Genomic DNA, 23510 nt, shown 5'->3' on the forward strand with positions numbered 1-23510 from the left:
TGCTTGATTAGTCCGGCGAAACCGCCGCTTCCCGCAGTCCGCGACGGACGCGATTGATCATGGTCAGCATGCACAGCACCGCCATGGCCGCGGCCACGCCAGTGACCGTCATCGCGCCAACCCACTCACACGCCAGCAGCAGGCCCAGCGCACCGATCACGAACGCGCGGTCGCTCTTGCCCATCGGGCCGTCGTAGCGGCGGCTGGCACCGACCATCAGCCCCAGCACCCCGGCGTACTCGCTCAGTGCCGCGGTCCAGGCCAGCAGCCACAGCGTTTCCGGGCGTACCCCAGGCACGCTGAGCAGGCTCAGGTACAGCGCCGCATCGGCAATCACATCGCACAGCTCGTTCAGATAGGCGCCCAGCCGCGACTGCTGGCCGAACTCGCGGGCCAGCATGCCATCCACCGCGTTGAGCGCCATGCGCAGCAGCATCCACAGCGGCAGCAGCAGGTACAGCAGGGGCTGGGCCGGCGCGCAGCACCACACGGCAACGGCCACCAGCAGCGAAACCACGGCGGCGGCCACGGTCACCGCGTTGGCGGTGATCCCCATACGGTGCAGGCCGCGTACGGCCGGACGCAACAGGTCCTGGAAACGTCCTTTCAGTGCATAGATCGACACGATCTGTATCCGCTGGTCCTTGGCAGTGCGGCCACAGCCTACCCCATCAAATACGGGTACCGGCAAGTTCCGCCGGGCCCAGCCAGTCCTGCCATGGCAGCTGCGGATCGATATGGCGGCGCAACCAGACCGCGTCATGGCTGCGCTGCATGGCATTGCGCACCGCCTGCACGGCCCGCTCCCGCGCCCCAGCATCGGCGAACCCCGCCTGCAGCGCCAGCAGCCGGTACACACCGCCGGGCGAGCGCTGGAAGTGGATGATGCCGCCGGCGGGCAGCACGATGGCGCCCTCATCCAGGCCATCGGCGTACAGATACAGCTCGAACGGGTCCAGCCAGTACTGCGCATGCATCACCTGCAGCAGTTCGGCCACGCTCGGTGCGCGCCGGTAGGGCGCGATGGCATCGCCATACCAGCACTTGTCGTCGTCCAGGTAGACCTTGAACTCCAGCCGCCGCCAGCGCCGGCGTTCACGGCGCTGCACGTCCCAGGACAGGATCTCGGCCTGCTCACCCCAGCGCTCGGCGGCTTCAGCCTGCAGCGTCGGTACATCGGCCGAGGCGCACCAGGCCGCGGCCTGGCCACAACGCGCGTGGCGCACATAGCGGGCCAGGAACAGCAGCGCCCCTTCGGCATCGAGGGCGGCCTGCAGGCGCTTGGCGACGGTCATGGGGCGGTATCCTGCACACGGGGGACAGGCGGCACCGTGCCGTGCCCGGCGATGGCTGACAAGCCCGCCAATCGTGCCCATCACGGTCAAGCCGGCCTTGAACGCGGCGAATCTGCTCCTGCGGCACCCGCCACCGGCCCCCACCGCCTACAATATCGGCCCCGCTCCGCTGCCGATTCTGTCCCATGACTGCCGATCTGTTGCCCGTCCGCCGGGCCCTCCTCTCCGTTTCCGACAAGACCGGCCTGGTCGAGCTGGCCACTGCGCTGGCCGCACGTGGCGTGGAACTGCTGTCCACCGGCGGCACCGCAAAAGCCATTCGCGACATGGGCCTGGCCGTGAAGGACGTCGCCGACGTCACCGGTTTCCCGGAGATGATGGACGGCCGGGTCAAGACCCTGCACCCGATGGTGCACGGCGGCCTGCTGGGCCGTTCCGGCCTGGATGATGCGGTGATGGCCGAGCACGGCATCGGCGCCATCGACCTGCTGGTGCTGAACCTGTACCCGTTCGAATCGGTCACCGCCAAGGCCGACTGCACCCTCGCCGACGCGGTCGAGAACATCGACATCGGCGGCCCGGCGATGCTGCGTTCGGCAGCCAAGAACTTCGCCCGCGTGGCGGTGGCCACCGACCCGTCGCAGTACGCCGAGCTGCTGGCCTCGCTGGACGCCAACGACGGCCAGCTGTCGGCCGCCACCCGCTTCGCGTTCTCGGTGGCCGCGTTCAACCGCGTCGCCCAGTACGATGCCGCGATCAGCAACTACCTGTCGGCGGTCACCGCCACCGACGCCGCCGTACCGGCACGTGCCGAGTACCCGGCGCAGATGAACTCCACCTTCGTGAAGGTGATGGACCTGCGCTACGGCGAGAACCCGCACCAGAGCGGCGCGTTCTACCGCGACCTGTACCCGGTGCCGGGCACGCTGGCGACCTTCCAGCAGCTGCAGGGCAAGGAACTGAGCTACAACAACCTGGCCGATGCCGACGCGGCGTGGGAATGCGTGCGCCAGTTCGATGCACCGGCCTGCGTCATCGTCAAGCACGCCAACCCGTGCGGCGTGGCCGTCGGTGCCGGCAACGGCGACGCCTACGAGCTGGCCTACGCCACCGACCCGACCAGCGCCTTCGGCGGCATCATCGCCTTCAACAAGCCGCTGGACGCCGCCACTGCCAAGGTGATCCTGGACCGCCAGTTCGTGGAAGTGCTGATTGCCCCGGACTACGAGCCGGCCGCGCTGGAATACGCACAGAAAAAGGCCAACGTGCGCGTGCTGCGCATCCCGCACGGCGATGGCCTGAACAACTTCGACAGCAAGCGCGTCGGCTCGGGCCTGCTGCTGCAGTCCTCGGACAACCGCGGCATGACCCGCGACGAACTGAAGGTGGTCAGCAAGCTGGCGCCGACCGACAAGCAGTTCACCGACCTGCTGTTCGCCTGGAAGGTGGCCAAGTTCGTGAAGTCCAACGCGATCGTCTATGCCAAGGACAACCGCACCATCGGTGTCGGTGCCGGCCAGATGAGCCGCGTTTACTCGGCCCGCATCGCCGGCATCAAGGCCGCCGACGCGAACCTGGTGGTCGAAGGTTCGGTGATGGCCTCCGATGCGTTCTTCCCGTTCCGCGACGGCATCGATGCCGCTGCCGCCGCCGGCATCAAGGCGGTCATCCAGCCGGGCGGTTCGATGCGCGATGCCGAAGTGATCGCCGCCGCCGACGAACATGGCCTGGCCATGGTGTTCACCGGCGTGCGCCACTTCCGCCATTGATCCTGGAGCGACACGGATGTCCACAGTTTCAATGAAATCGCTGGCCGCCCTCGCCCTCGCGGGTGCGGCCATGCTGGCGGGCTGCAAGCCTGCCGGCGAGCCCAGCGTGGCGCCGAAGGTGGATGCGCCTGCAGTGACCCCCGCCTCACCGGCGCAGCATGTCAGCCGCACCGCACGACTGCAGGCTTTCCTGGTCCAGCGCTACGGCAGCAACGCCAAGCTCTCCGCTGAATGGCGCGGCAGCTGGACCGACGATGGCGACACCCATGCGGTGGACTGGCAGGTCTGCGCGGAACAACCGGTGGTGAGCGGAGACAGCTGGCAGCAGTTGTTGGCCGTGTGCGGTGCGCTGGTCGATGGCGCGCACATCGACCCGGGAACGATCGAGTTCTTCGTGCTGCGCCCCAAGGGCGATGGCTTCGAGGTGACCAGCGAACTGACCGGCGAGCGCTTTGGTAGCGGCGGCCAGCCCGGCACCGCCAGCATCATCCGCGCCGGCAGTGACTTCTATGGTTTCCGCGTCGAGGACGGCTGGTTCGGGCAGGGTTTCTCGCTGCTCTCGCAGTCGCTGATCCTGCCGGGCCCGAACGGCCTGGTGGCCAGTGGCAGCGTGCGCAGCCATATCGACAATGACGCCCAGTACGAGTGCGACGCCAGCACCGACCCCGACACGGCCAACGACTGCCGCACCCGCCGTTTCAGCATCGATTTCGCACTGCGTTTCGACGACAGCGACCGCAGCGCGCGGGTCTGGCCGCTGCTGATCGAAGAAACCGGAACCACCTGTGGCGGCAAGCAGGTCCGGCAGCAGCACCGCTTCACCCTGGACCCGAAGACCTGGGCCTATTCCTTCCCCGAATCGCTGCGACGCGAAGGCTGCGAGTGAACCACGCGCGCCGCCGGGGATATCGATCTTCCCTTCCCACGCAATCTGGAATCTCGTGATGAACGTACTTGTCATCGGCTCTGGCGGCCGCGAACACGCCCTGGCATGGAAGCTGGCCCAGTCCTCCCGTGTCACCGAAGTGATCGTGGCGCCCGGCAACGCCGGCACCGCCAGCGAAGACAAGTGCCGCAACGTGGCGGTCAAGGTTGCCGATATCGACGGCCTGCTGGCGCTGGCCCAGGCCGAAGGCGTGGCGCTGACCGTGGTCGGCCCGGAAGTACCGCTGGTGGCCGGCGTGGTCGACCGCTTCCGCGCCGCCGGCCTGCGCATCTTCGGGCCGACCGCCGCTGCCGCGCAGCTGGAAGGCAGCAAGGCCTACGCCAAGGACTTCCTGGCCCGCCACAACATCCCCACCGCGTTCTACGCCGTGCACACCGACGTGGACGCCGCCCTGGCCTACATCCGCGAGAAGGGCGCACCGATCGTGGTCAAGGCCGATGGCCTGGCCGCCGGCAAGGGCGTGATCGTCGCAATGACCCTGGCCGAAGCCGAAGACGCGGTGCGTGACATGCTCTCCGGCAACGCGTTCGGCGATGCCGGTGCACGTGTGGTGATCGAGGAATTCCTCGACGGCGAGGAAGCCAGCTTCATTTCGATGGTGGACGGCGTGCATGCGCTGCCGATGGCCACCTCGCAGGACCACAAGCGCGTCGGCGACGGCGATACCGGCCCGAACACCGGCGGCATGGGCGCCTATTCGCCGGCCCCGGTGGTGACGCCGGAGGTGCATGCCCGCGTGATGCGCGAGGTGGTGAACCCGACCGTGCGGGGCATGATCGCCGACGGCATCCCGTTCACTGGCTTCCTCTACGCCGGCCTGATGATCGATGCCAGCGGCGCGCCGAAGGTGATCGAATTCAACGTGCGCTTCGGCGATCCGGAAACCCAGCCGGTGATGCTGCGGCTGCAGTCGGACCTGGTGGAGCTGGTGGAAGCCGCCATCGACGGCCGCCTGGACCAGGTGGAAGCGCACTGGGATGCACGCCCGTCGCTGGGCGTGGTGCTGGCCGCCAGGCCGTACCCGGAATCGCCGATCACCGGCGACGTGATTTCCGGCCTGGACGACGTGCCGGCCAGTGCCAAGGTGTTCCATGCCGGCACCACGCTGGACGCACAGGGCCAGGTGGTCAGTGCCGGCGGCCGCGTGCTGTGCGTGGCGGCGCTGGGCGACAGCGTGCGCGACGCGCAGGCCAATGCCTATGCCGGCGTGGCCAAGGTCAGCTGGGCCAACGAATTCCACCGCAACGACATCGGCTGGCGCGCGATCGCACGCGAAGGCTGAGGCCCACGCGATAGCAGAGCAGCCACGCATGGCGTGGCTCTACTGGAATCAGCAGTAGATCCACGCCGTGCGTGGATTGAACACCTCGGAAAAGCAAAGGCCCGGCAGAACCGGGCCTTTGCTTTACAGGACTGCTTCGAGTCCCTTCCGATCAATCAGGTTCAGCAACTTCAGTGATGGTCCGCTGGGCTTCTTCTCGCCCTGTTCCCAGCTGCGTACGGTGGAAACGCTGGTATTGAGAACTCCAGCAAAGACCGGCTGACTGAGCTGTAATGACGCACGCAGGGCACGGATCTGGGCACTGCTGTATTCAGGGACCGGCTCAAGGCAAAGCGCTTCGTAGCTGCTCAACCGACGCTTATCGATGAAACCATGTGCGTGCAGACTCACAGCCGCATCATGCACCGCCTCAAGAAGCGCACTTTTCGCGCGCCGTCGCTCAGGGGTCTTCGTCATGGCTGATCTCCTGTAGATCCCCGTACTGCACGGCACGATTCAGCTGCGCCGTACTCATTTTCAAGAACTCCGATGCGTACAGCTGCAGCGCATCGCGTTCCGCATTCGTGATTGCAGCACGTTCATTCTTCTCGTAGCCGAAAAGGAAGAACCAATGCCCGCCTCGCTGTGTGGCGACGATGGTTCGGACGCTCCCACGCTTTCCTCGCCCCGGCAAGGCAACGCGCTTCTTGAAGATTCCGCCGCCAAGATCAGCATCCACCAGACCCCCTTCCATTTCACGTACCGACCGGTACAGCGCAGCGTCGGACAGGGTGGTCCTGCGCATGCTGCGATTGAAACTTCGTGTGCGGAAGACGCGTGGCATGATCATACCGTGCCACTGCGTGGTACGGCGTGAACATCAGCATCCAGCACATGATCCGGTCGGCGCAATCACCGCTTTGGCGTCAGACTAGAGCCACGCCATGCGTGGATGAGAACGCCACCAAAAAGAAAAAGCCCGGCATTGCCGGGCCTTTCTTCAATCCAGCGCCACCCCGCTTACGCGGTGAACAGCGCCTTCATCTTCTTCAGCGCATTCGCTTCAACCTGGCGGATGCGCTCGGCCGACACGCCGTATTCGTCAGCCAGTTCCTGCAGCGTCACCTTGCTGTCCGCATCCAGCCAGCGACGGCGGATGATGTCGCGCGAGCGGGCGTCCAGCTCGGCCAGGCCTTCGCGCAGCAGCTGCATCTGGTTGTCTTCGCTGTCAGCACGTTCGTAGGCCATCGACGGGTCTTCGTCGTTGGCGACCAGGAACGCGGCCGGCGACGGCGGCGCGTGCTCGTTGTCCTCATCGGTCGGCGCATCGAAACCGATATCGCGACCTGACAGGCGCGACTCCATTTCCATGACCTCGCGCTCGGACACGTTCAGGTCCTTGGCCACCGCGCTCACTTCAGCCGCGTTCATCCAGCCCAGGCGCGTCTTCGACTTGCGCAGGTTGAAGAACAGCTTGCGCTGCGCCTTGGTGGTGGCGACCTTCACGATGCGCCAGTTCTTCAGGATGAACTCGTGCATCTCGGCACGGATCCAGTGCACGGCGAAGGAGACCAGGCGCACGCCCATGTCCGGGTCGAAGCGCTTGACCGCCTTCATCAGGCCGATGTTGCCTTCCTGGATCAGGTCACCCAGGGCAAGGCCGTAGCCGTTGTAACCGCGGGCCACGTGCACCACGAAGCGCAGGTGCGAATGCACCAGCTCGCGGGCGGCGTCCAGATCGTTGCCGTCGCGGAAGCGACGGGCCAGGTCCTGTTCGTCATCGACCGACAGCACCGGAATCTGGTGCACGGCACCGATGTAGGCGTCCAGCGAACCGAGCGCACTGGGAATCGGGAGATTGTTTGCCACAAGGGCAGTAGAGGTGTTCTGGCTCATAGGCACCCATCTTAGCAGTCCGGCATTTGGACTGCTAAAGGAGGAAAAAGTTCCAGCATCCCATTGATGCAACACTGGTCCCAAACAGAGCCCTACCGTAGCGCGATTTGATGACAGTGGCGAGCACGCTTTTCGGGATTCACAATCCCTTGGAATTCAAGCAATTACCTACTGGAAACCGGCCGATTCCGGTCAAGCGGAGCTGAACGGGCCTTCCGCAGGACCCATTCAGGCCCGGAAACGTTGCTCGGCGTTCAGCCCCGATCACCCGCCGGCGGTCAGAGCGCCGAGCGTGGCGGCAGCGACCAGTCGATCGGGGCCTGGCTGCGGCGCTGCAGGTACTCGTTGGCCATCGAGAAATGCCGGCAGCCGAGGAAGCCACGATGGGCCGACAGCGGCGACGGATGCGGCGACTTCAGCACGCGATGGCGGCGGGTATCAATGACCTTGCCCTTCTGCTGCGCATACGCGCCCCAGAGCATGAACACCAGGCCTTCGCGTTCGCGGTTGAGCACATCCACCACGTGGTCGGTGAAGCCTTCCCAGCCCCGGCCCTGGTGCGCACCGGCCTTGCCCTCCTCCACCGTCAGCACCGCATTGAGCAGCAGCACGCCCCGCTGCGCCCACGGGATCAGGCAGCCGTGGTCCGGACGCGGGATACCGAGATCGCTCTCGATCTCCTTGTAGATATTCAGCAGCGACGGCGGCACCGGCACGCCCGGCGCCACCGAGAAGCTCAGGCCATGCGCCTGGCCGCGGCCGTGGTACGGGTCCTGGCCGAGGATCACCACCTTCACCTGCTCGAACGGCGTGGCATCGAACGCAGCGAAGATCTGCGGCCCAGGCGGGAACACCGCCGCGCCACTGGCCTTGCGCTGGCGCAGGAAGCTGGACAGCTCGCGCATCTGCGGCTGCAACAGGTAATCGCCGACATGCTGCTTCCAGCTCGGTTCCAGCTGGATCGTCGGGGTGTCGGCTGCTTCATCCATCATCGAATCAGGGGTCCATCGTTCAATCGGGCCAGCCGCAGCTGGAACAGCACCTTGGTGACCAGCAGCCGTTCTTCGATCGGCTTCAGCACCAGGTCGTTGGCACCGGACTGCAGCAGCCCGGTCTGGTTGTGCGGATTGCCGTCGCCAGTCATCACCAGCACCGGCAGGCGGCGCTTGCCGTAACCGAAGTCCACGCGCACCCGCTGCACCACGTCGCGGCCGCTCAGTTCGCCCTTCAGGGTAACGTCGGTCAGCACCAGGTCGATGCGATGGCGGCTGCGGCCCAGCGACTCGGCGGTGAGCAGGGTGAACGCTTCTTCGGCGCTGACCACGTGCAGCACGTTCAACTGCTGGCGTTCCAGCATGCGCTTGGTGGCCTCGGCGACCACGCGACTGTCCTCGATATAGAGGATGGTGGCGCCGGGAATGGTCTGCGGCTGCACATAGCCGCGGATGAAGGTCGCCAGTGCCTCGTGGCCCAGCGCCTTGTCGAAATAGTCGGTGACGTACTCGGTGAAGCGGCGCTGCTCCAGGTGCTGCTGGGCATCGCCGGAGACCACGATCACCGGCACATAGGCCTGGCCTGCGGCTTCGCGGACCATCCGCGCCAGCGCCAGGCCGTCGCCATCACGCAGGGTCAGCGAGGTGGTCACCAGATCCACCGGCCCCTGTGCCAGCGCCTGCTGCGCGTCCTCGATGCTGTCGCAGCCGATCACCTCCACGCCCGGCAGGTCACGCTGCAGGACGTCGGCGATCAGCTTGCGCACCAGCTTCGAGCCATCGACCACCATCACCCGCGTCGCGGGCCCCTCAAGGTGCTTCAGCGCTTGCGGTTGCATGCCGGTCTCAGGTGTCGGTCGGGCGGGTCTGGCGGAGGAAGTGGCCGGTCACCAGCCATGCCCCCAGCCAGCCCAGCAGCAGCGTGCCGAGCAGGACCAGACCGCCATGCAGCAGGTCCAGGCCATGCAGCACGAACGGGCTGCCGTAGCTGCGGGAGAGTTCGACCAGCGGCACGCGCAGCGCGGCACCGGCCCCGCCGATCAGGGCCAGTGCCACCGCGCCGGCACCCAGGCCGTACCACGCGCCCAGGTACAGGAACGGGCGGCGGATGAAGCCATCGCTGGCCCCCAGCAGCTGCAGCACGCCGATTTCCTCGCGACGGGCCTGGATGTCCAGACGCACGGTGTTGCCGACCACCAGCGCGGCGCCCACGCCGAGCAGCACCGACAGCACCTGCACCAGCCGCGCACCGAACGCCAGCCAGGCATCCAGGCGCTGGCGCCACAGTGCATCGTGTTGCACCAGGTCGGCCTCGGGCAGGCTTTCCAGCGCGCGCGCCAGGCGCGCGTCGTCCTTGCCCTGGCCGGGGGTGATCACCAGCAGCGAGGGCAGTGGATTGTCGTTGAGTGCGTCGATCGCCTCACCGAGGCCGGCATCGCGCAGTTCCTGCAGGCCCTGCTCGGGCGTGCGCACGTTCACTTCGGCCACGTCGTCGCGGTCGCGCAGCTGGCCCGCCAGGCGCAGCGCGCCGGGACCATCGACGTTGCCCTTCAGGAACACGTTGATGTCGCGCGACTGCTGCACGCTGCCGGCGAACTGCTTGAGGTTGTCCAGCGCGATCGACAGGCCCAGCGGCAGGGCCAGTGCCAGCGCCATGACCATCACCGTCAGCAGGGTCGCCCATGGCTTGCGGCAGGCGCGGCCCAGGCTGAACACCACGCTGTGCACGTGGTGCTGGAACCAGACGCCCACGCGCGACGGGGCGGCGGCTTCGCTGTTTTCGTTCTTCGCCATCGGTTACTCCGCCAGGTCCTGCGGCGAGATGTCATCCACCAGCCGGCCGTGGTCGAGGATCAGCACGCGCTTGCGCATGCGGCGCAGCAGCGGCAGGTCGTGGCTGACCACCAGCACGCTGGTGCCGCGCGAGGGCAGCTCGGCGAACAGGGCCATGATCTCCGCCGCCAGGGTCGGGTCGAGGTTGCCGGTTGGTTCATCGGCCACCAGCAGCTTGGGCTCGCCGACGATCGCGCGGGCAATGCCGACGCGCTGCTGCTCGCCGGCCGACAGCTGCGAGGGCAGCGCCTTCTCGCGGTGGCCCAGGCCCATCCGTTCCAGCACCGAGCGCACGCGCTTGCTGATGTCGCCACGGCGGGTGCCGCGCAGGATCAGCGGCAGCGCCACGTTCTCGGCGATCGAGCGGTCCATCAGCAGGCGATGGTCCTGGTAGACCGCCCCCACTGCGCGCCGATGGCGCGGCACATCGCCGCCACGCACCTTCAGCAGGTTGCGCTCGTCGAACACCACCGCGCCGCGGCTTGGCCGCTCGTCCAGGTGGATCAACTTGAGCAGGGTGCTCTTGCCCGCACCGGAATGGCCGGTGACGAACAGCATCTCGCCCGGCGCGACCTCGAAGCTGACATCGGTCAGTGCCTCGTGGCCACCGGCGTACTGTTTGCTGACATTATCGAAGCGCAGGACACTCATGCCCCGATTATGCAGGAGCGGCGCCACCGATCGGTAGCGCCTGGCGTTGCCCGGCGGAATCTTCGATCTGCCACTGCGCCCGCCGGACCTCCCCGGGCGCTACCCTTCCCTGCGGGCGTGCAGGACCACCAACGCGTTGTTGTCGCGGTATTCATCCCAGAAGCCGGGAGGCCGGTCCTTGCATTCCGCCGCTGTCGGCACCGGCGCCTGCCACTGCAGCCCGGGCAGCCCCGCGCGGGCGGCCGCCTGCTCGTGCTGGTCCGCGCGCCATTGATGGTCGGTGACGCGGGCCACGGCCGCATCGGCGAACGCGACCTCGACCAGGTGATGATCATCCAGCGCCTGCTGCCGGACGATACGCGCGCCGTAACGCGAAAAGTCGCCCTTGGCCAACCGGAAGGCAGGATGGGTGACGATGCCCAGCAGCCGTCCGCCCGGTTTGAGGACGCTGGCTGCTGCCCGGTACATGCGCTCCAGTTCCTGCAGCGTATCGGCGTGGTTGAACAGCCAGACCGCCACGGCAACATCGAAGCGGGCCGGCATGTCCAGGCGGGTCGCGTCGCCGTGCAGGAACTGCATGGCGTCACCGCCCTGCGCGGAAAGCCGGCGCGCCTGTTCGATCATCGCGGCGGACAGATCGACGCCGAGGGCGCTACGGGCCCCGTGCAGCAGGAGGTGGCGGCCGAAATCACCGGAACCGCAGGCCAGATCGATGACATCCCGCCCCTGCAGTGGACCGGCCAGCTCCAGCAGTGTCCGGCGTTCCAGCGGACGGGATGCAGAGGCCGCCACATGCTGCGCGTAATGCAGATCGAATGCGTCGTAACAGGGTACGGATGCCATCGCGTGACGCCTCCGGATGCGGGAGGCATCAGCTTGGATGGAAGCCGGCGGGCGCGGCCAGAGTCAGATGCGACAAGGTTGCGTGGCCGGCGCCTGCGCGGCATGCCGGTCCCGGCCAGCGGCCGGCACTACCATGCCTCGTGAGGCTGTAGAGCCGAGCATGGGCTCGGCTCGGTGCGGACCAAGGTCCGCACCCACCCGCGGTGGCTTAGTTGCCCGACAGCATCCGGCGGATCTTGCGGCCGATGCGGGTCAGGAACGAATCACCGGTATCGGCCGCGGTGCGCACCGGCTTGGCCACCACCTGCACCGGGGTGACCGGGCTGACGCCATTGCCGGCCGTGGCCTGCACGCCTTCGGCACCTTCGACCGGACGGCCGTGGCGACGACGACGACGCTTGCGCGGCTTGCGCTCGCCATCCACCGCACCTTCGGCACGCGGCGGACGCGGCGGGCGCGGAGCCTGGGCGACAGCGGCTTCAGCACCTTCCACCGGAGCGGCCGCAGCCTGCTCGCCTTCCACGCGCGGCTTGCGCGGGCCACGCGAACGGCGCTCGCCGCTGCGCTCACCGTCGCGACGCTCACCGCGGCCACCGCTGGAGCGGCCACCACTGCGGCCACCGCCACGACGCTCTTCCTCGGCGGCGCGGGCTTCGCGCGCTTCCCGGAAGATCTGGCCAACGCTCTCGTTCTCTTCGCCGTCCTCGCCTGCGGCCGGGGCCGGGCGTTCCGGGCGCGGCAGCGCGGTCAGCAGCTCCTTGGTGACCGGCTCGGACGGAATCTTCTGCTCGATGTAGGCCTCGATGTCCGGCAGGCTCATCGCATAGCGTTCGCAGGCAAAGCTGATCGCATCGCCTTCCTCGCCCAGGCGGGCGGTACGGCCGATGCGGTGCACGTAGTCTTCGGCGTCGAACGGCAGGTCGTAGTTGTAGACGTACTTGATGCCGTCGATGTGCAGGCCGCGCGCGGCCACGTCGGTGGCCACCAGGATTTCCAGCTGGCCCTTCTGGAAGCGGTTGAGCAGGCTCTCACGCTTCTTCTGCGGCACGTCGCCGGACAGCACGCCGACGCGGTAGCCGGCCTTTTCCAGCGAACGGGCCACGCGCTCGACGAACACCTTGGTATTGACGAACACCATGGTGCGCGCGCCTTCGCTGCGCGACAGCAGGCCCAGCAGCAGCGGGATCTTCTCTTCGTCGGCCGGGAAGTACAGCTTCTGGCGCACGCGTGCGGCAGTGACCGTCTCGGCTTCGACCACCAGCTTCTGCGGCTCGTTCATGTGCTCGTAGGCCAGCTCCAGCACGCGGTGGCTGAGGGTGGCGCTGAACAGCAGGGTCTGGCGGGTGGTGCGCTCCGGCATGCGGCGCAGCAGGAAGCGGATGTCCTTGATGAAGCCGAGGTCGAACATGCGGTCGGCTTCGTCCAGCACGCAGATCTCGCAGGCATGCAGCGAAACCACCTTGTGCTGCTTCACGTAATCGATCAGGCGGCCCGGGGTGGCGATGATCACGTCCACGCCCTGCTGCAGGATCTCGCGCTGCTTGTCGTAGTCGACACCGCCATAGACCAGCGCGAAGCGCAGGCCCAGGTCGGAACCGAACTTCACCGCGTCCTTGTGGATCTGGATGGCCAGTTCGCGGGTCGGGGCGAGGATCAGCGCGCGCGGGTCTTCCGGCTTGCGGTCGGCCAGCGCCGGCTTGCTCAGCAGGCGGTTCACGACCGCGACCAGGAAGGCCAGGGTCTTGCCAGTGCCGGTCTGGGCCTGGCCGGCAACATCACCGCCGGCCAGCGCGACCGGCAGGGTCAGCGCCTGGATCGGGGTGCAGCGGGTGAATCCGGCTCCTTCAAGGCCGGCCTGCAGGGCCGGATGCAGCTCGAAGGAGGAGAAGGTCAAATCGGTCAGCGGTTTGTCGCTCATGAGTCCGTCTTGGTATGGCCGCCGGCCCGTAAGGCGGCTGGCACTTCATCGTCTAGGGGCACCGTCGCAAACTGCGGCCCCTGCGGCGGGTTGGCAGGCTGGGACCACCGGGTCCGCGCGCCGCACAATGCCCCAGTTTAACGCACTCGGGCGGGCAAACCGGAATGAGCCGTCTCAAAGAGACGAGAGACGCTCGACCTTCACCCAGCAACACCGGACTTGAACGGTCCTTCCAGAGGCGCTGGTGTCGCCCGCTGCCAGCCCCATGTACAGGAAGACAGTGAAATCCGACACATACCGGCCATCGAAGCGATCACGATACGCTGGGTTCCAGCCGGCGCCTGTCCCTGCCCTGCGATAGGGGTACACTGCCGGCCGTGAGCGTCCAGGCATCCCGCCGAACGCACCGCGGCAGTGCGCCGCGAGGCAACGACGAGGGTCGCGCCACCGGGCATGGCCCAGTTCACCCACCTCCGGCATGACCGGGTGCAATCCAAGACGAGAAACCAAGATGAGCGACAAGGTTGTACATGTCGGCGACGCCGACTTTGATAGCGCAGTGCTGAATTCCAAGGAACCGGTGCTGGTCGATTTCTGGGCCGAGTGGTGTGGCCCGTGCAAGATGATCGCCCCGGCGCTGGACGAGCTGGCCGATGCCTACCAGGGCCGCGCCAAGATCGCCAAGGTCAACGTCGACCACAACCGTGCGCTGGCCGCCAAGTACCACGTGCGTTCGATTCCGTACCTGGTCGTGTTCAAGGATGGCGAGAAGGTCGCCGAGCAGATCGGTGCGGTGGGCAAGGCCCAGCTGGCCGGCCTGCTGGACAAGGCCCTGGCCTGATCCCGCTGTTCCCCGGCAGCCGTCGACCGCGGCTGCCGGTGGGGCGCCCCGCGCCCATGATGAATGCTGTTCCCGGTGACCCTTGCATGGCGCCGCGGGCCGATGATAGTGTCGGCATATCCGGCCGCGTTCGCGTGCCGCACCCTCTGGACGCAGTTTCTTCCAGACCCATTCCCAACGTTCGCCGCCCCAGCCGGGCGCTCGCACCTTCAAGCGAGGAATAACGCTCTTGTCCGATAACACTTCCGAAACCGGCAGCGCCGATGCGCCCGCCGAAAAGCGCGTGCGCAAGCCCCGCGTGAGCAAGGCCGCCGCTCCGGCAGCCGCCGAAACCAGCGCCGCTCCGGCGCAGCCGACCCTGCCGCTGGCCGCCGCGCCCGAAGCGCCGGCACCGGCCGCCGCCGCCCCCGCACCGAGCGCGCCCGCCGCCGAGGCCCCTGCCAGCAGTGGCGGCGGCGAAGGTGGTGAGGGTCGCGAATCCGGCCAGCCGCGCCAGCAGAACCACCAGGGGGGCGGCCAGAACCAGGGCCAGAACCCGTACAACCAGAACGGCCAGCAGGGCCAGGGGCAAGGTCAGGGCAATCGCCGCGACCGCTTCCGCAACCGCCGCGACCGTGACCGCAACAATCGCTTCCGCGACGATGGCCTGCCCAACGACGGCGGCGAGCAGCAGCCGTTCGTGCCGCGCCCGCACGCCAACGTGCCCGAGGGCTTCCCGGTCTACTCGCTGAGCGACCTCAAGCGGATGCCGGCGCAGAAGCTGCTGGAAATCGCCGAGCAGCTGCAGATCTCCGAAGGCGTGGCACGCGCCCGCAAGCAGGATGTGATCTTCGCCCTGCTGAAGGTACTGACCCGCCACGGTGACGGCGTCGCCGCCGACGGCGTGCTGGAAATCCTGCCGGACGGCTTCGGCTTCCTGCGCGCGGCCGAAGCCAGCTACCTGGCCGGCCCGGACGATACCTACATCTCGCCCAGCCAGATCCGCCGCTTCAACCTGCGCACCGGCGACCATATCTCCGGCCGCATCCGCTTCCCGAAGGACGGCGAGCGCTACTTCGCGCTGAACATCGTCGACACCATCAACGGCGAGCCGATCGAAGCGTCGAAGAACAAGGTGCTGTTCGAGAACCTGACCGCCCTGTTCCCGCGCCGCCGCTTCACCCTGGAGCGCGGCAACGGTTCGTCGGAAGACATCACCGGCCGCATCCTCGACCTGATGGCGCCGCAGGGCAAGGGCCAGCGCTCGCTCATCGTGTCGCAGCCGAAGGCCGGCAAGACGATGATGATGCAGCAGGTCGCCACCGCCATCACCACCAACCACCCGGACGTGCACCTGATCGTGCTGCTGATCGACGAGCGCCCGGAAGAAGTGACCGAAATGCAGCGCACCGTGCGCGGCGAGGTCATCAGCTCGACCTTCGACGAACCGGCCGCGCGCCACGTGCAGGTGGCCGAAATGGTCATCGAGCGCGCCAAGCGCCTGGTCGAGCACAAGAAGGACGTGGTCATCCTGCTCGACTCGATCACCCGCCTGGCCCGTGCCTACAACAACGTGGTGCCGAGCTCGGGCAAGGTGCTGACCGGTGGTGTGGACGCCAACGCCCTGCATCGCCCGAAGCGCTTCTTCGGTGCCGCGCGCAACGTGGAAGAAGGCGGCAGCCTGACCATCATCGCCACCGCACTGGTCGACACCGGTTCGAAGATGGACGAGGTGATCTACGAAGAGTTCAAGGGCACCGGCAACAGCGAAGTGCACCTGAGCCGCCGCATCGCTGAAAAGCGTGTGTTCCCGGCCATCGACATCAACCGTTCCGGCACCCGCCGCGAAGACCTGCTGATCGAACCGGAACTGCTGCAGAAGATCTGGATCCTGCGCAAGCTGCTGCATCCGATGGATGAAATGGCCGCGATGGAGTTCCTGCTGGACAAGATGAAGAACACCAAGTCCAACGACGAGTTCTTCGGTTCGATGAAGCGCTGAGCCCCGGCGCTGCATCGGAAGAAACCTGCCGCTCGCTGCGGCAGGTTTTTTTTTGCCTGCAGGGCGACGCACTTCACTTCGCTGGCGCCCGCTTTTGGCGATAATCCGCGCGATACCCTGCCCGGCCCCCGTGGGCCCGGCCACCGATTCCCGCTGTCGCCCCTTCCGGAGAACCGGTCGGGTCCAGCCTCCTGCCGGATCCGTCGACGCATGCGAACGCTGTCCCCCCGCCTCAACCTGGGCAAGCTGATCCTCGCCCTGGCCCTGCTCAGCGCCATCATCGCGCTGGCCAACACCCTGCTGGCCAGCTACCGGGTGCAGCGCGACCAGCTGGTCGGCAATACCCTGGAAGCCAACCGCGTCTACGCCACCAAGCTGGCCGAGACCACCCAGAACTTCCTGCTGGCCGCGCAGCAGCAGCTGGCCTATGCAGCCACCCGGCTCGGCCAGGGCGACCTTGATCCGAAGCAGGCCCAGGACGAAGCCAGCCGCCTGCAGTTGCAGTCCAGCAGCTTCAACTCCTCGCTGGTGGTGGATGCCGATGGCCTGGTGATCGCCACCTCGCCGCAGACCCTGCAGCTGCAGGGTGAGGTGCTGCACAGTGTCGGCAACAATGCGGCACTGGCCGCGCGCCAGCCGATGATCAGCGATCCGTACCAATCGGCCACCGGCAAGCTGCTGGTCTCGCTGTCGCACCCGATCTTCGACCGCCAGGGCCGCTATCGCGGCTATGTCAGCGGCACCCTGTACCTGCGCCAGCGCAGCGCCCTGCATACGCTGCTGGGCAAGCACTACTACCGCGACGGCTCCTACCTGTACGTGGTCGACCGCCATGGCCGCCTGCTGTACCACGCCGACGGCAAGCGGGTTGGCGACTACGTGGTTGGCAACCCGGCGGTGAAGGCCGTTGTGCGGGGCGAGCGCGGCGCGCAGCAGGTGCGCAACAACCGCGGCGTGTCGATGCTGGCTGGCTACGCACCGGTCGCAGCCACCGGCTGGGGCATCATCGCCCAGCGCCCGACCGAGGCCACGCTGCAGCCGCTGTCGCGGCTGATGACGGCGGTGATCTGGAACGCGATTCCGCTCGGCCTGCTGTCGCTGCTGGTCACCTGGTGGTTCGCGCGCCGCATCTCGATGCCACTGTGGCAGCTGGCACGCAATGTTCAGGGCGGCGAGGACACCGGCAACGCCATCAACCATGTCAGCGGCATCCGCGCCTGGTACTTCGAGGTCGCCCAGCTCAAGCAGGCGGTGCTGCACAGCTTCAATGCCCTGCAGGATCGCATCGGCACGCTCAACCGTGCCAGCCGTACCGACCCGCTGACCGGTCTGTTCAACCGCCGCGGACTGCAGCAGGCGCTGGACGCGCTGCAGGTGCAGGGCATCCCGTTCGCGATCCTGGCGCTGGACATCGATCGCTTCAAGTCGATCAACGACAGCCATGGGCATGACGTCGGCGACAACGCCATCGTCCATATCGCCGACCAGATGCGCCGCTACTCGCGCGACAGCGACATCCTCTGCCGCGCCGGTGGCGAGGAATTCCTGCTGCTGCTGCCGGGCATCAGTACTGAATCGGCGCGCCAGGCCGGCGAACGCCTGCGCCAGCACATCGCCGACCATCCGTTCGAACCGGTCGGCACCATCACCGTATCGCTGGGCGTGGCCCACTTCCCCAGCTTCCATGTCGACGCAGAACAGGCGCTGCGGCTGGCCGACAAGGCGCTGTACATGGCCAAGGAACAGGGCCGCAACCGGGTGGTGGTCTACCCGTATGCGGACTGACGCGGAGCCGGATTGCCCGGCTCCGCTCCCACAATCAGCCCTGTTCCAGCGGGGTCAACAGGCGCACGCCGCGCTTGGCGCCATCGACCATGTACACCCCACCCTCCGGCAGCAGGTCGCTGCCGGCCTGTTCGATCGCCCGGCGTTCGCGCCACGGCGCAGCCTGGCGGGGCCCGGGGATGAAGGCGCGCCAGCGGCCATAGCGTTCCTGCCCTGCGTTGCGGTCATTGCCCAGGGCGAAGCTCACCGGGATGCGTACCGTCCAGCTGTCGTGTGTGCTGCTTTCGCCGGTGGTCGGTGGGTTGAAGGTCCAGCTGCGGGCGCTGCTGATACTGGCCTTGGCCAGGATGTCGCGCATCTTGGCCATGGCCCGTTCCGGGCCGACCACGGCCATGTTCACCTGCTCGGCGATGACATCGGCCACCGTGCCGTCACGCGCCACCTTGACCATCAGCAGCACTTCACCCTGCGCACCATTCCGATAGGCGTCTTCCGGATAGCGCGGCGGAGCCATCTGCTTCCGGGTCACCGAATCGGTAGCCTTCGGATCATATTCACTGAAATCGACACTGGTCATGCTGACCTGGTAGCCACCATCGGCCATCTGCGTCCCCCTCAGCCGCACCCGCATCGGGGCGCGTGCAGCCACTGCCTTGCCATCGCGCAGCGTGGGTTCGAAGCGCCAGCCGCCGATCGTGCCTTCCACGAAGGAGGCGATGCTCGGAGTCAAGGCCGATTTCTGGTCCAGTACCAGCGAGCTGACCTCACCCTCAGGCGTGATCTCGATATGGCCGGACAGCACCATGCTCATTTCCGCGGTGGCACGCACCGCACGCGCGGTCTGTGCACTGGCCTCGCCAGCAAGCAACGGGGTGCCGGCACCTACGGCCAGCGCGAGAGCGAGAAACAAAGGGGAACGCATCATTGCCGGATCCTTGGTGATGAACGGCGAGCGTACCCCAGTCCCAGCCGCCATGACAGCCGCCTCAGGCCAACCGGTGCACACCCGCATAAGGGGGCGTATCCGGATAGTCACCGCGGGCGAAGCGTTCCTGCAGGCCCTGCCACCAACCCGGGTCGAACAGGTGCCGGTAGTGCTCGCGCACTGCGGCCAGTTCACCTGCCGGCAGGCCCATGAACGGGCCGAAGCGCTCCGGGAACACATCACGCGGGCCGACATGGAACCAGGGCTCGTCGGCCATCGCTTCCTCAGGCGTGCGTGGCTGCGGCCACGCGCGGAACACGCAGTCGCTGACCAGGCACAGCTCGTCATAGTCGTAGAACACGGCCCGGCCATGCCGCGATACGCCGAAGTTCTTCGGCAGCATGTCGCCAGGGAAGATGTTGTTGCGCGCCATGTCGGTGATGGCCTGCGCGTAGTCGAGCACCGCCGCGCGCACGGCCTCGCCTCCCTGCTCGCGCAGGTACAGGTTCAAGGGGCGGAAGCGGCGCTGCACATAGCACAGTGCGACTTCAACCTCATCGCCATCGATGCGTACGCTCTGCGCGCATTGCTGCAGCAGCTCTTCCAGCAAGGCCGGTGCGAAGCGGTCGCCTGGAAAGCGCAGATGACGATAGGGCTGTGCATCGAGCAGGCGGCCGACACGGTCCAGGTTGAACACCAGCGCGTATTTCTCTTCCACCTGCTGGCGCGACATCGACTTCGGCCACGCGAAGCGGTCGCGGATCAGCTTGAACACCAGCGGGTAACTGGGCAGGGTGAACACCGCCATGACCATGCCCGGTGTGCCCTCTGCATGCACCAGCCGCTCCTGCGGGTGCTCGTTGAAATGACGGAAGAAGGTGCGGTAGCGCTCGGTCTTGCCCTGCTTGGCACGGCCCAGCACCGTGTAGATCTCGTCGATGGGCTTGCCCGGCAGCAGGCTGCGCAGGAACACCACGGCGTCGCCCACCGTGCCCAGGTCAGCCTGGAAGTAGCTGCGGGAGACGCCGAACAGGTGAGCAACATCACGGCGCCGGGTCAGCACTGCATCGGCACGCAGGCCGCGCTCGTCGTTGACCAGGGCGATCACGCACGGCGAGAAGCGGTGCTCGCCGAACACGCGTCCGACCAGGTAGGCGCGACGCTCGCGGTAGAACACGGTGTCGAGCAGCTCGATGCTGCGTACCGGCGTGTCACCCCAATGGGCGAGGTCGTCCTGCAGGCGCACGGCAATGGTCGCCGCGCAGCGCAGCTGGTGCGCATAGGGGATGTCGAAGCGATAGTCGGCCAGCACCCGCTGCAACGCCTCCACCGGCCGCGTCGGCGAGACGGCATAGGTATGCCGTGCCACGGGATGGGTGATTGCATCGGAAGGTTCGACATCGAAGGCGATGAACTCCAGCGCCGGGTCCACGCCCCGGGTGGCGAACAGGCGCCGCGACAGCGTGTTGTAGAAGGTCTTGTACAGCTCGGCGTCGATCAGCCCCTGCAGCAGCGCGCTGTAGCAGGCATGCACCTGCAGCCACAGCGCGCGCTCGCCGATCGCGTCACCGGCGAGGCGACGCAACGCATCCATCTGCTCGGCGATGCACAGGTCGTACAGGGCGATGCGCTCGACCGCATCCTGTCGCGCACCAGCCCAATCGCGCTGCTCGAAGCGCTGCCGCGCCCGCGCGGTGATCGCCGCGAAGCGGGCATGGTACTGCTCGAAACCATCGCGGATGGCGCCGGCGATACGCGGCGCCAGTTCGGCAGCGATGTCAGGCTCGGACATGCACGGCTCACCGGGGAGGACCGGCTTTACCATACGCTGGCGTGTGTGATGCCGTCGAGCGCAGAGGTAGTGCCGGCCGCTGGCCGGCAGCCCCTGGACCGCCGGTGGACCCATGCAGATGCCGGCCAGCGGCCGGCACTACCGGCTCAGATCGCCAGTTCGGCCTCTACGTCCTGCACCTTGCGCCGGGCCAGCGCCAGGTTGGACTTGGTACGGTCCAGCACGAGGTAGAAGAACAGGCCCTTCTTCTTCGCCACCGGGCGCATGATGTGGTACGCCTTGCCCAGCGAGATCAGGATGTCCTCGATGCTGTCGTTGAGGTTCAGCGACGCGGCGGTCTTCATCTTGGCGCGGATCACTTCGGTGTTGCCGGCGGCGGCCACTTCCATGTCCATGCCGGTACCGGCTTCACCCAGCAGCATGCCGCTTTCGTAGTCGACCAGCGCCACTGCCTGCGCGCCGTCGATGCCCATCAGTGCGTTCAACGATTCATTCAATCCAGCCACGTCGCACCCCTTGTCGAAGTTGGTTCGAGCCCCTCGTTCCCCTGCGGCCGGGCTCACGATCCGCCGAGTTCGGCCAGGATCGCCTGGCCACATTCCCTGCTCTGCCACAGCACCTGGCCGATCACGCTGCGCTGGTCGCAGGCCGCCATCAGCAGCAGCGGTGCGCGCCCTTCAGCCAGGATCGCCAGCATCAGCACCTTGCCGCCCACAGCCTCCAGCATCAGCGTCTGCAGATCGCCCAGCACCAGTTCGCGGCCCACCGCCGCGGCCAGTGCCAGCATCGCGCTGGTCATCGCTGCCAGTCGTTCGCCACGCCCATCGGCGCCGGCACTGACCAGGGCAAAGCCATCGACGCTGGCCAGCACTACCGTACGCACGCCTTCGACGCGCTGCTGCAGGTCCTGCAGCAAGGGCTGCAGGCGCTCACGCTGGCCGGCATCGGGCAGGACTGCCGCCTGCCCGTCAGCCATGTGCCGCCACCAGCGCGTGCGCTTCCATTTCGCTCATCAACACATCCATCAGCAGCAGCCCCTGTTCGCGGTCGCGGGCGTCCACCGCCAGCAGCGGTAGTGGTTGGTCGTCGAGGCAGGCGCGCGTGGCCCAGTCATCCAGCGCGGCGCGTGGCGCCTGGTCGAGATGGGTCACCGCCACCACCAGCGCCAATGACGATGCGAACGGCTGCAGCACCTGCAGGTAGTCCTCCAGCTCGCTGGCCAGCCCGGCACGACGCGCATCCAGCAGCAGCACCGCACCACGTGCCCCCTGCAGCAGGATCGGCCACAGGAAATCGAAGCGCTGCTGGCCAGGTGTGCCGTAGAGACGCAGGCGTTCGCCGTTGGGCAGGTCGATGTCTGCGTAGTCCAGCGCCACGGTGGTGGACACCTTGTCGGCGCCGAGGCGGTCACTGTTGGCCACATCGGTGTCGATCACCGCGCCCGCTGCGATGCTGCGCACCAGGGTCGACTTGCCGCTGCCCATGCCACCCAGCACCACCACCTTGTGCTCACGCATTGCGTTCGCTCCCGCGCAGGTGCCGCCACAGGCGGGCAAGCAGGCCGTTGTCGGTGCCCGTGCCGCTGCCACGTCCTGCCGCCATCGGGGCCACCGGGGCGCTCTGCAATTGCGCGTAGCCGCACAGGTAGGCGGCATGGATGAAATCGCGCACCGCCGCAGCCGGCAACTCAAGCAGCATCGCGCACTCGTCAACCGTGCACGCGCGCTTGAGCAGCAGCGAACACAGGCGGAAGCCATCATGGTCGTGGCCCAGTACGCGGAAGTCGGGCCAGCGCAGCAGCTTCACTGAGGCGCCACGCAGGCGTTCGTCCAATGCCTGCCAATGGCGGCTGCGCTGTGCCCACTGCCACAGCAGCGGTCGCAGTGGTTGGCGTGGCCGCTCGCCGGCCAGCGCCTGCAGGCGTGCCGGCGTCAGCGCATCCAGTTGCAGGCGTTCGAAGGCATCGGCCAAACGCTCCACCAGCGCCGCAGCCGGTTCCTGCAGCAGCACGGCCTGGTCGTGCTCCAGATCCATCAGCAGCAGAGGCTCGCCCGCATCACTCAACAGTGCCTGGCCCTGTCGCAGCGGCAGCCGCTCGCGCAGCAGACGGGTGATGGCATGCGCACCATCAGCCAGGCGGATCGGTGCGGCTGCGTGCATGGCCAGGGGCTCCACTGCCAACTGCATGCCGCGCAATGCACGGCCGATGGCACTGTCATCAAGTACATCCTGGTGCCCATCACCGTCACGCAGCTGGCCTCCCAGGTCCTCGATCCAGCACTGCAGTCGCGGACGCTGCTGGCGCATGCGCAGGGCCGCGTTGCGCAGCGCCGGCGTATCGCGGATGACCAGCAGATCGCAATCATCCAGGTCCTGGCTGCGGCGGATCTGGCCGTCCGGCAGGGCCGATGCCACGCGCAGCCGCTGCAGCAGGGCCTGCTCGCCCTGGATGTCGGTTCCCACTACCAGCACGCGTGCCATCCGTGTTCCCCGTGCGGCCACCTCCCCGGTGGCCTCGCGTCGCCAAGGCTAGGGCATCGCCAGCGGCAGCCGTCGTGATCGACTGCTCAGATCGAGGGCGGCTGCAGATCCGCTCATATCGGTTCTGCGACGGCCATCGTGGGCAAGTTTCATGCCCCTTTGACGGCATTCCGACAGCCGACGGAAGTCGCGGTTTCATCGCCTGGGGTCAGATCCCTTTTGCATGGCAAAAGGGATCTGACCCCAGAGCCAAAAAAGAAACCCGCGCCGAAGCGCGGGTTCCGGTGTCACGGCCGAACGG

23 protein-coding genes are annotated in these 23510 nt (G+C 67.2%); 6 read left to right on the forward strand and 17 right to left on the reverse strand.

What is annotated here, in order from left to right:
- Window positions 1–7 precede the first annotated feature (7 nt).
- Together N5D91_RS08520 and N5D91_RS08525 are read right to left on the reverse strand one after the other, a co-directional pair.
- Window positions 8–628: a CDP-alcohol phosphatidyltransferase family protein gene (locus tag N5D91_RS08520; protein ID WP_180854029.1), complete on the reverse strand. Its 621-nt coding sequence runs from the start codon at window positions 626–628 to the stop codon at window positions 8–10.
- A gap of 43 nt (window positions 629–671) precedes the next feature.
- Window positions 672–1295 (reverse strand): hypothetical protein, encoded by a 624-nt coding sequence (locus N5D91_RS08525; RefSeq protein ID WP_110713935.1) that lies wholly within the window; start codon window positions 1293–1295, stop codon window positions 672–674.
- Window positions 1296–1480: 185 nt separating this feature from the next.
- Here N5D91_RS08525 and purH point away from each other — a divergent pair, with 185 nt between their 5' ends.
- The 3 genes from purH to purD are packed head-to-tail and all read left to right on the forward strand — an operon-like array spanning window position 1481 to window position 5292.
- Window positions 1481–3064, forward strand: a complete 1584-nt coding sequence (purH, locus tag N5D91_RS08530) for a bifunctional phosphoribosylaminoimidazolecarboxamide formyltransferase/IMP cyclohydrolase (protein WP_032129548.1) — start codon at window positions 1481–1483, stop codon at window positions 3062–3064.
- A 16-nt stretch (window positions 3065–3080) separates the two neighbouring features.
- The gene (locus tag N5D91_RS08535; protein WP_180847465.1) at window positions 3081–3950 is read left to right on the forward strand and encodes a hypothetical protein; all 870 of its coding nucleotides are present in this window, start codon (window positions 3081–3083) and stop codon (window positions 3948–3950) included.
- Window positions 3951–4008: 58 nt separating this feature from the next.
- Window positions 4009–5292: a phosphoribosylamine--glycine ligase gene (purD, locus tag N5D91_RS08540; RefSeq protein ID WP_180854025.1), complete on the forward strand. Its 1284-nt coding sequence runs from the start codon at window positions 4009–4011 to the stop codon at window positions 5290–5292.
- 123 nt (window positions 5293–5415) lie between these two features.
- Here purD and N5D91_RS08545 read toward each other — a convergent pair whose 3' ends face one another.
- From N5D91_RS08545 to rhlB, 9 genes are all read right to left on the reverse strand, one after another.
- On the reverse strand, window positions 5416–5748 hold the full coding sequence (locus N5D91_RS08545) for a DNA-binding transcriptional regulator (protein WP_014038700.1): 333 nt from the start codon (window positions 5746–5748) through the stop codon (window positions 5416–5418).
- A complete protein-coding gene (locus N5D91_RS08550; protein WP_180847466.1) occupies window positions 5732–6115 on the reverse strand; it encodes a type II toxin-antitoxin system RelE/ParE family toxin in 384 nt (127 codons plus the stop codon). The genes N5D91_RS08545 and N5D91_RS08550 overlap by 17 nt, the downstream gene beginning before the upstream one ends.
- A gap of 176 nt (window positions 6116–6291) precedes the next feature.
- On the reverse strand, window positions 6292–7167 hold the full coding sequence (rpoH, locus tag N5D91_RS08555; protein WP_006473441.1) for an RNA polymerase sigma factor RpoH: 876 nt from the start codon (window positions 7165–7167) through the stop codon (window positions 6292–6294).
- A gap of 278 nt (window positions 7168–7445) precedes the next feature.
- Window positions 7446–8159, reverse strand: coding sequence for a uracil-DNA glycosylase (gene ung / locus N5D91_RS08560; protein ID WP_110713940.1), 714 nt, complete (start codon window positions 8157–8159; stop codon window positions 7446–7448).
- Window positions 8156–8998, reverse strand: coding sequence for a response regulator (locus N5D91_RS08565; protein ID WP_005411271.1), 843 nt, complete (start codon window positions 8996–8998; stop codon window positions 8156–8158). Before N5D91_RS08565 ends, ung begins: the two co-directional genes overlap by 4 nt.
- Before the next feature lie 7 nt (window positions 8999–9005).
- Window positions 9006–9953, reverse strand: a complete 948-nt coding sequence (gene ftsX / locus N5D91_RS08570) for a permease-like cell division protein FtsX (protein WP_180854026.1) — start codon at window positions 9951–9953, stop codon at window positions 9006–9008.
- Window positions 9954–9956: 3 nt separating this feature from the next.
- The gene (gene ftsE, locus N5D91_RS08575) at window positions 9957–10643 is read right to left on the reverse strand and encodes a cell division ATP-binding protein FtsE (RefSeq protein WP_049424090.1); all 687 of its coding nucleotides are present in this window, start codon (window positions 10641–10643) and stop codon (window positions 9957–9959) included.
- A 99-nt stretch (window positions 10644–10742) separates the two neighbouring features.
- The gene (locus tag N5D91_RS08580; protein ID WP_110713942.1) at window positions 10743–11486 is read right to left on the reverse strand and encodes a class I SAM-dependent methyltransferase; all 744 of its coding nucleotides are present in this window, start codon (window positions 11484–11486) and stop codon (window positions 10743–10745) included.
- Window positions 11487–11694: 208 nt separating this feature from the next.
- The gene (rhlB, locus tag N5D91_RS08585) at window positions 11695–13404 is read right to left on the reverse strand and encodes an ATP-dependent RNA helicase RhlB (protein ID WP_164160925.1); all 1710 of its coding nucleotides are present in this window, start codon (window positions 13402–13404) and stop codon (window positions 11695–11697) included.
- Between the two features lie 511 nt (window positions 13405–13915).
- Here rhlB and trxA point away from each other — a divergent pair.
- The 3 genes from trxA to N5D91_RS08600 all read left to right on the forward strand — a co-directional run bounded on the left by trxA (window position 13916) and on the right by N5D91_RS08600 (window position 18011).
- Window positions 13916–14245 (forward strand): thioredoxin TrxA, encoded by a 330-nt coding sequence (gene trxA, locus N5D91_RS08590; RefSeq protein ID WP_088027548.1) that lies wholly within the window; start codon window positions 13916–13918, stop codon window positions 14243–14245.
- Between the two features lie 229 nt (window positions 14246–14474).
- Window positions 14475–16226, forward strand: a complete 1752-nt coding sequence (gene rho / locus N5D91_RS08595; protein ID WP_094001169.1) for a transcription termination factor Rho — start codon at window positions 14475–14477, stop codon at window positions 16224–16226.
- A 210-nt stretch (window positions 16227–16436) separates the two neighbouring features.
- Window positions 16437–18011: a sensor domain-containing diguanylate cyclase gene (locus N5D91_RS08600; RefSeq protein WP_110713944.1), complete on the forward strand. Its 1575-nt coding sequence runs from the start codon at window positions 16437–16439 to the stop codon at window positions 18009–18011.
- A 34-nt stretch (window positions 18012–18045) separates the two neighbouring features.
- On the opposite strand, the gene N5D91_RS08605 is transcribed toward N5D91_RS08600, so the two are convergent.
- From N5D91_RS08605 to N5D91_RS08630, 6 genes are all read right to left on the reverse strand, one after another.
- The gene (locus tag N5D91_RS08605) at window positions 18046–18936 is read right to left on the reverse strand and encodes an energy transducer TonB (protein WP_180854031.1); all 891 of its coding nucleotides are present in this window, start codon (window positions 18934–18936) and stop codon (window positions 18046–18048) included.
- Window positions 18937–18997: 61 nt separating this feature from the next.
- Window positions 18998–20728, reverse strand: coding sequence for a bifunctional isocitrate dehydrogenase kinase/phosphatase (gene aceK / locus N5D91_RS08610; protein WP_180854032.1), 1731 nt, complete (start codon window positions 20726–20728; stop codon window positions 18998–19000).
- Window positions 20729–20874: 146 nt separating this feature from the next.
- Complete coding sequence (locus N5D91_RS08615) at window positions 20875–21234, reverse strand: hypothetical protein (protein ID WP_110713947.1); 360 nt, start codon at window positions 21232–21234, stop codon at window positions 20875–20877.
- Window positions 21235–21287: 53 nt separating this feature from the next.
- A complete protein-coding gene (locus tag N5D91_RS08620) occupies window positions 21288–21704 on the reverse strand; it encodes a roadblock/LC7 domain-containing protein (RefSeq protein ID WP_164160929.1) in 417 nt (138 codons plus the stop codon).
- Complete coding sequence (locus N5D91_RS08625; RefSeq protein ID WP_180854033.1) at window positions 21697–22245, reverse strand: ATP/GTP-binding protein; 549 nt, start codon at window positions 22243–22245, stop codon at window positions 21697–21699. The genes N5D91_RS08620 and N5D91_RS08625 overlap by 8 nt, the downstream gene beginning before the upstream one ends.
- Window positions 22238–23209 (reverse strand): hypothetical protein, encoded by a 972-nt coding sequence (locus N5D91_RS08630; RefSeq protein ID WP_180854034.1) that lies wholly within the window; start codon window positions 23207–23209, stop codon window positions 22238–22240. Before N5D91_RS08630 ends, N5D91_RS08625 begins: the two co-directional genes overlap by 8 nt.
- Window positions 23210–23510: the final 301 nt, after the last annotated feature.

The organism is Stenotrophomonas sp. GD03794 (assembly GCF_029842145.1).
Taxonomy (GTDB): domain Bacteria; phylum Pseudomonadota; class Gammaproteobacteria; order Xanthomonadales; family Xanthomonadaceae; genus Stenotrophomonas; species Stenotrophomonas riyadhensis.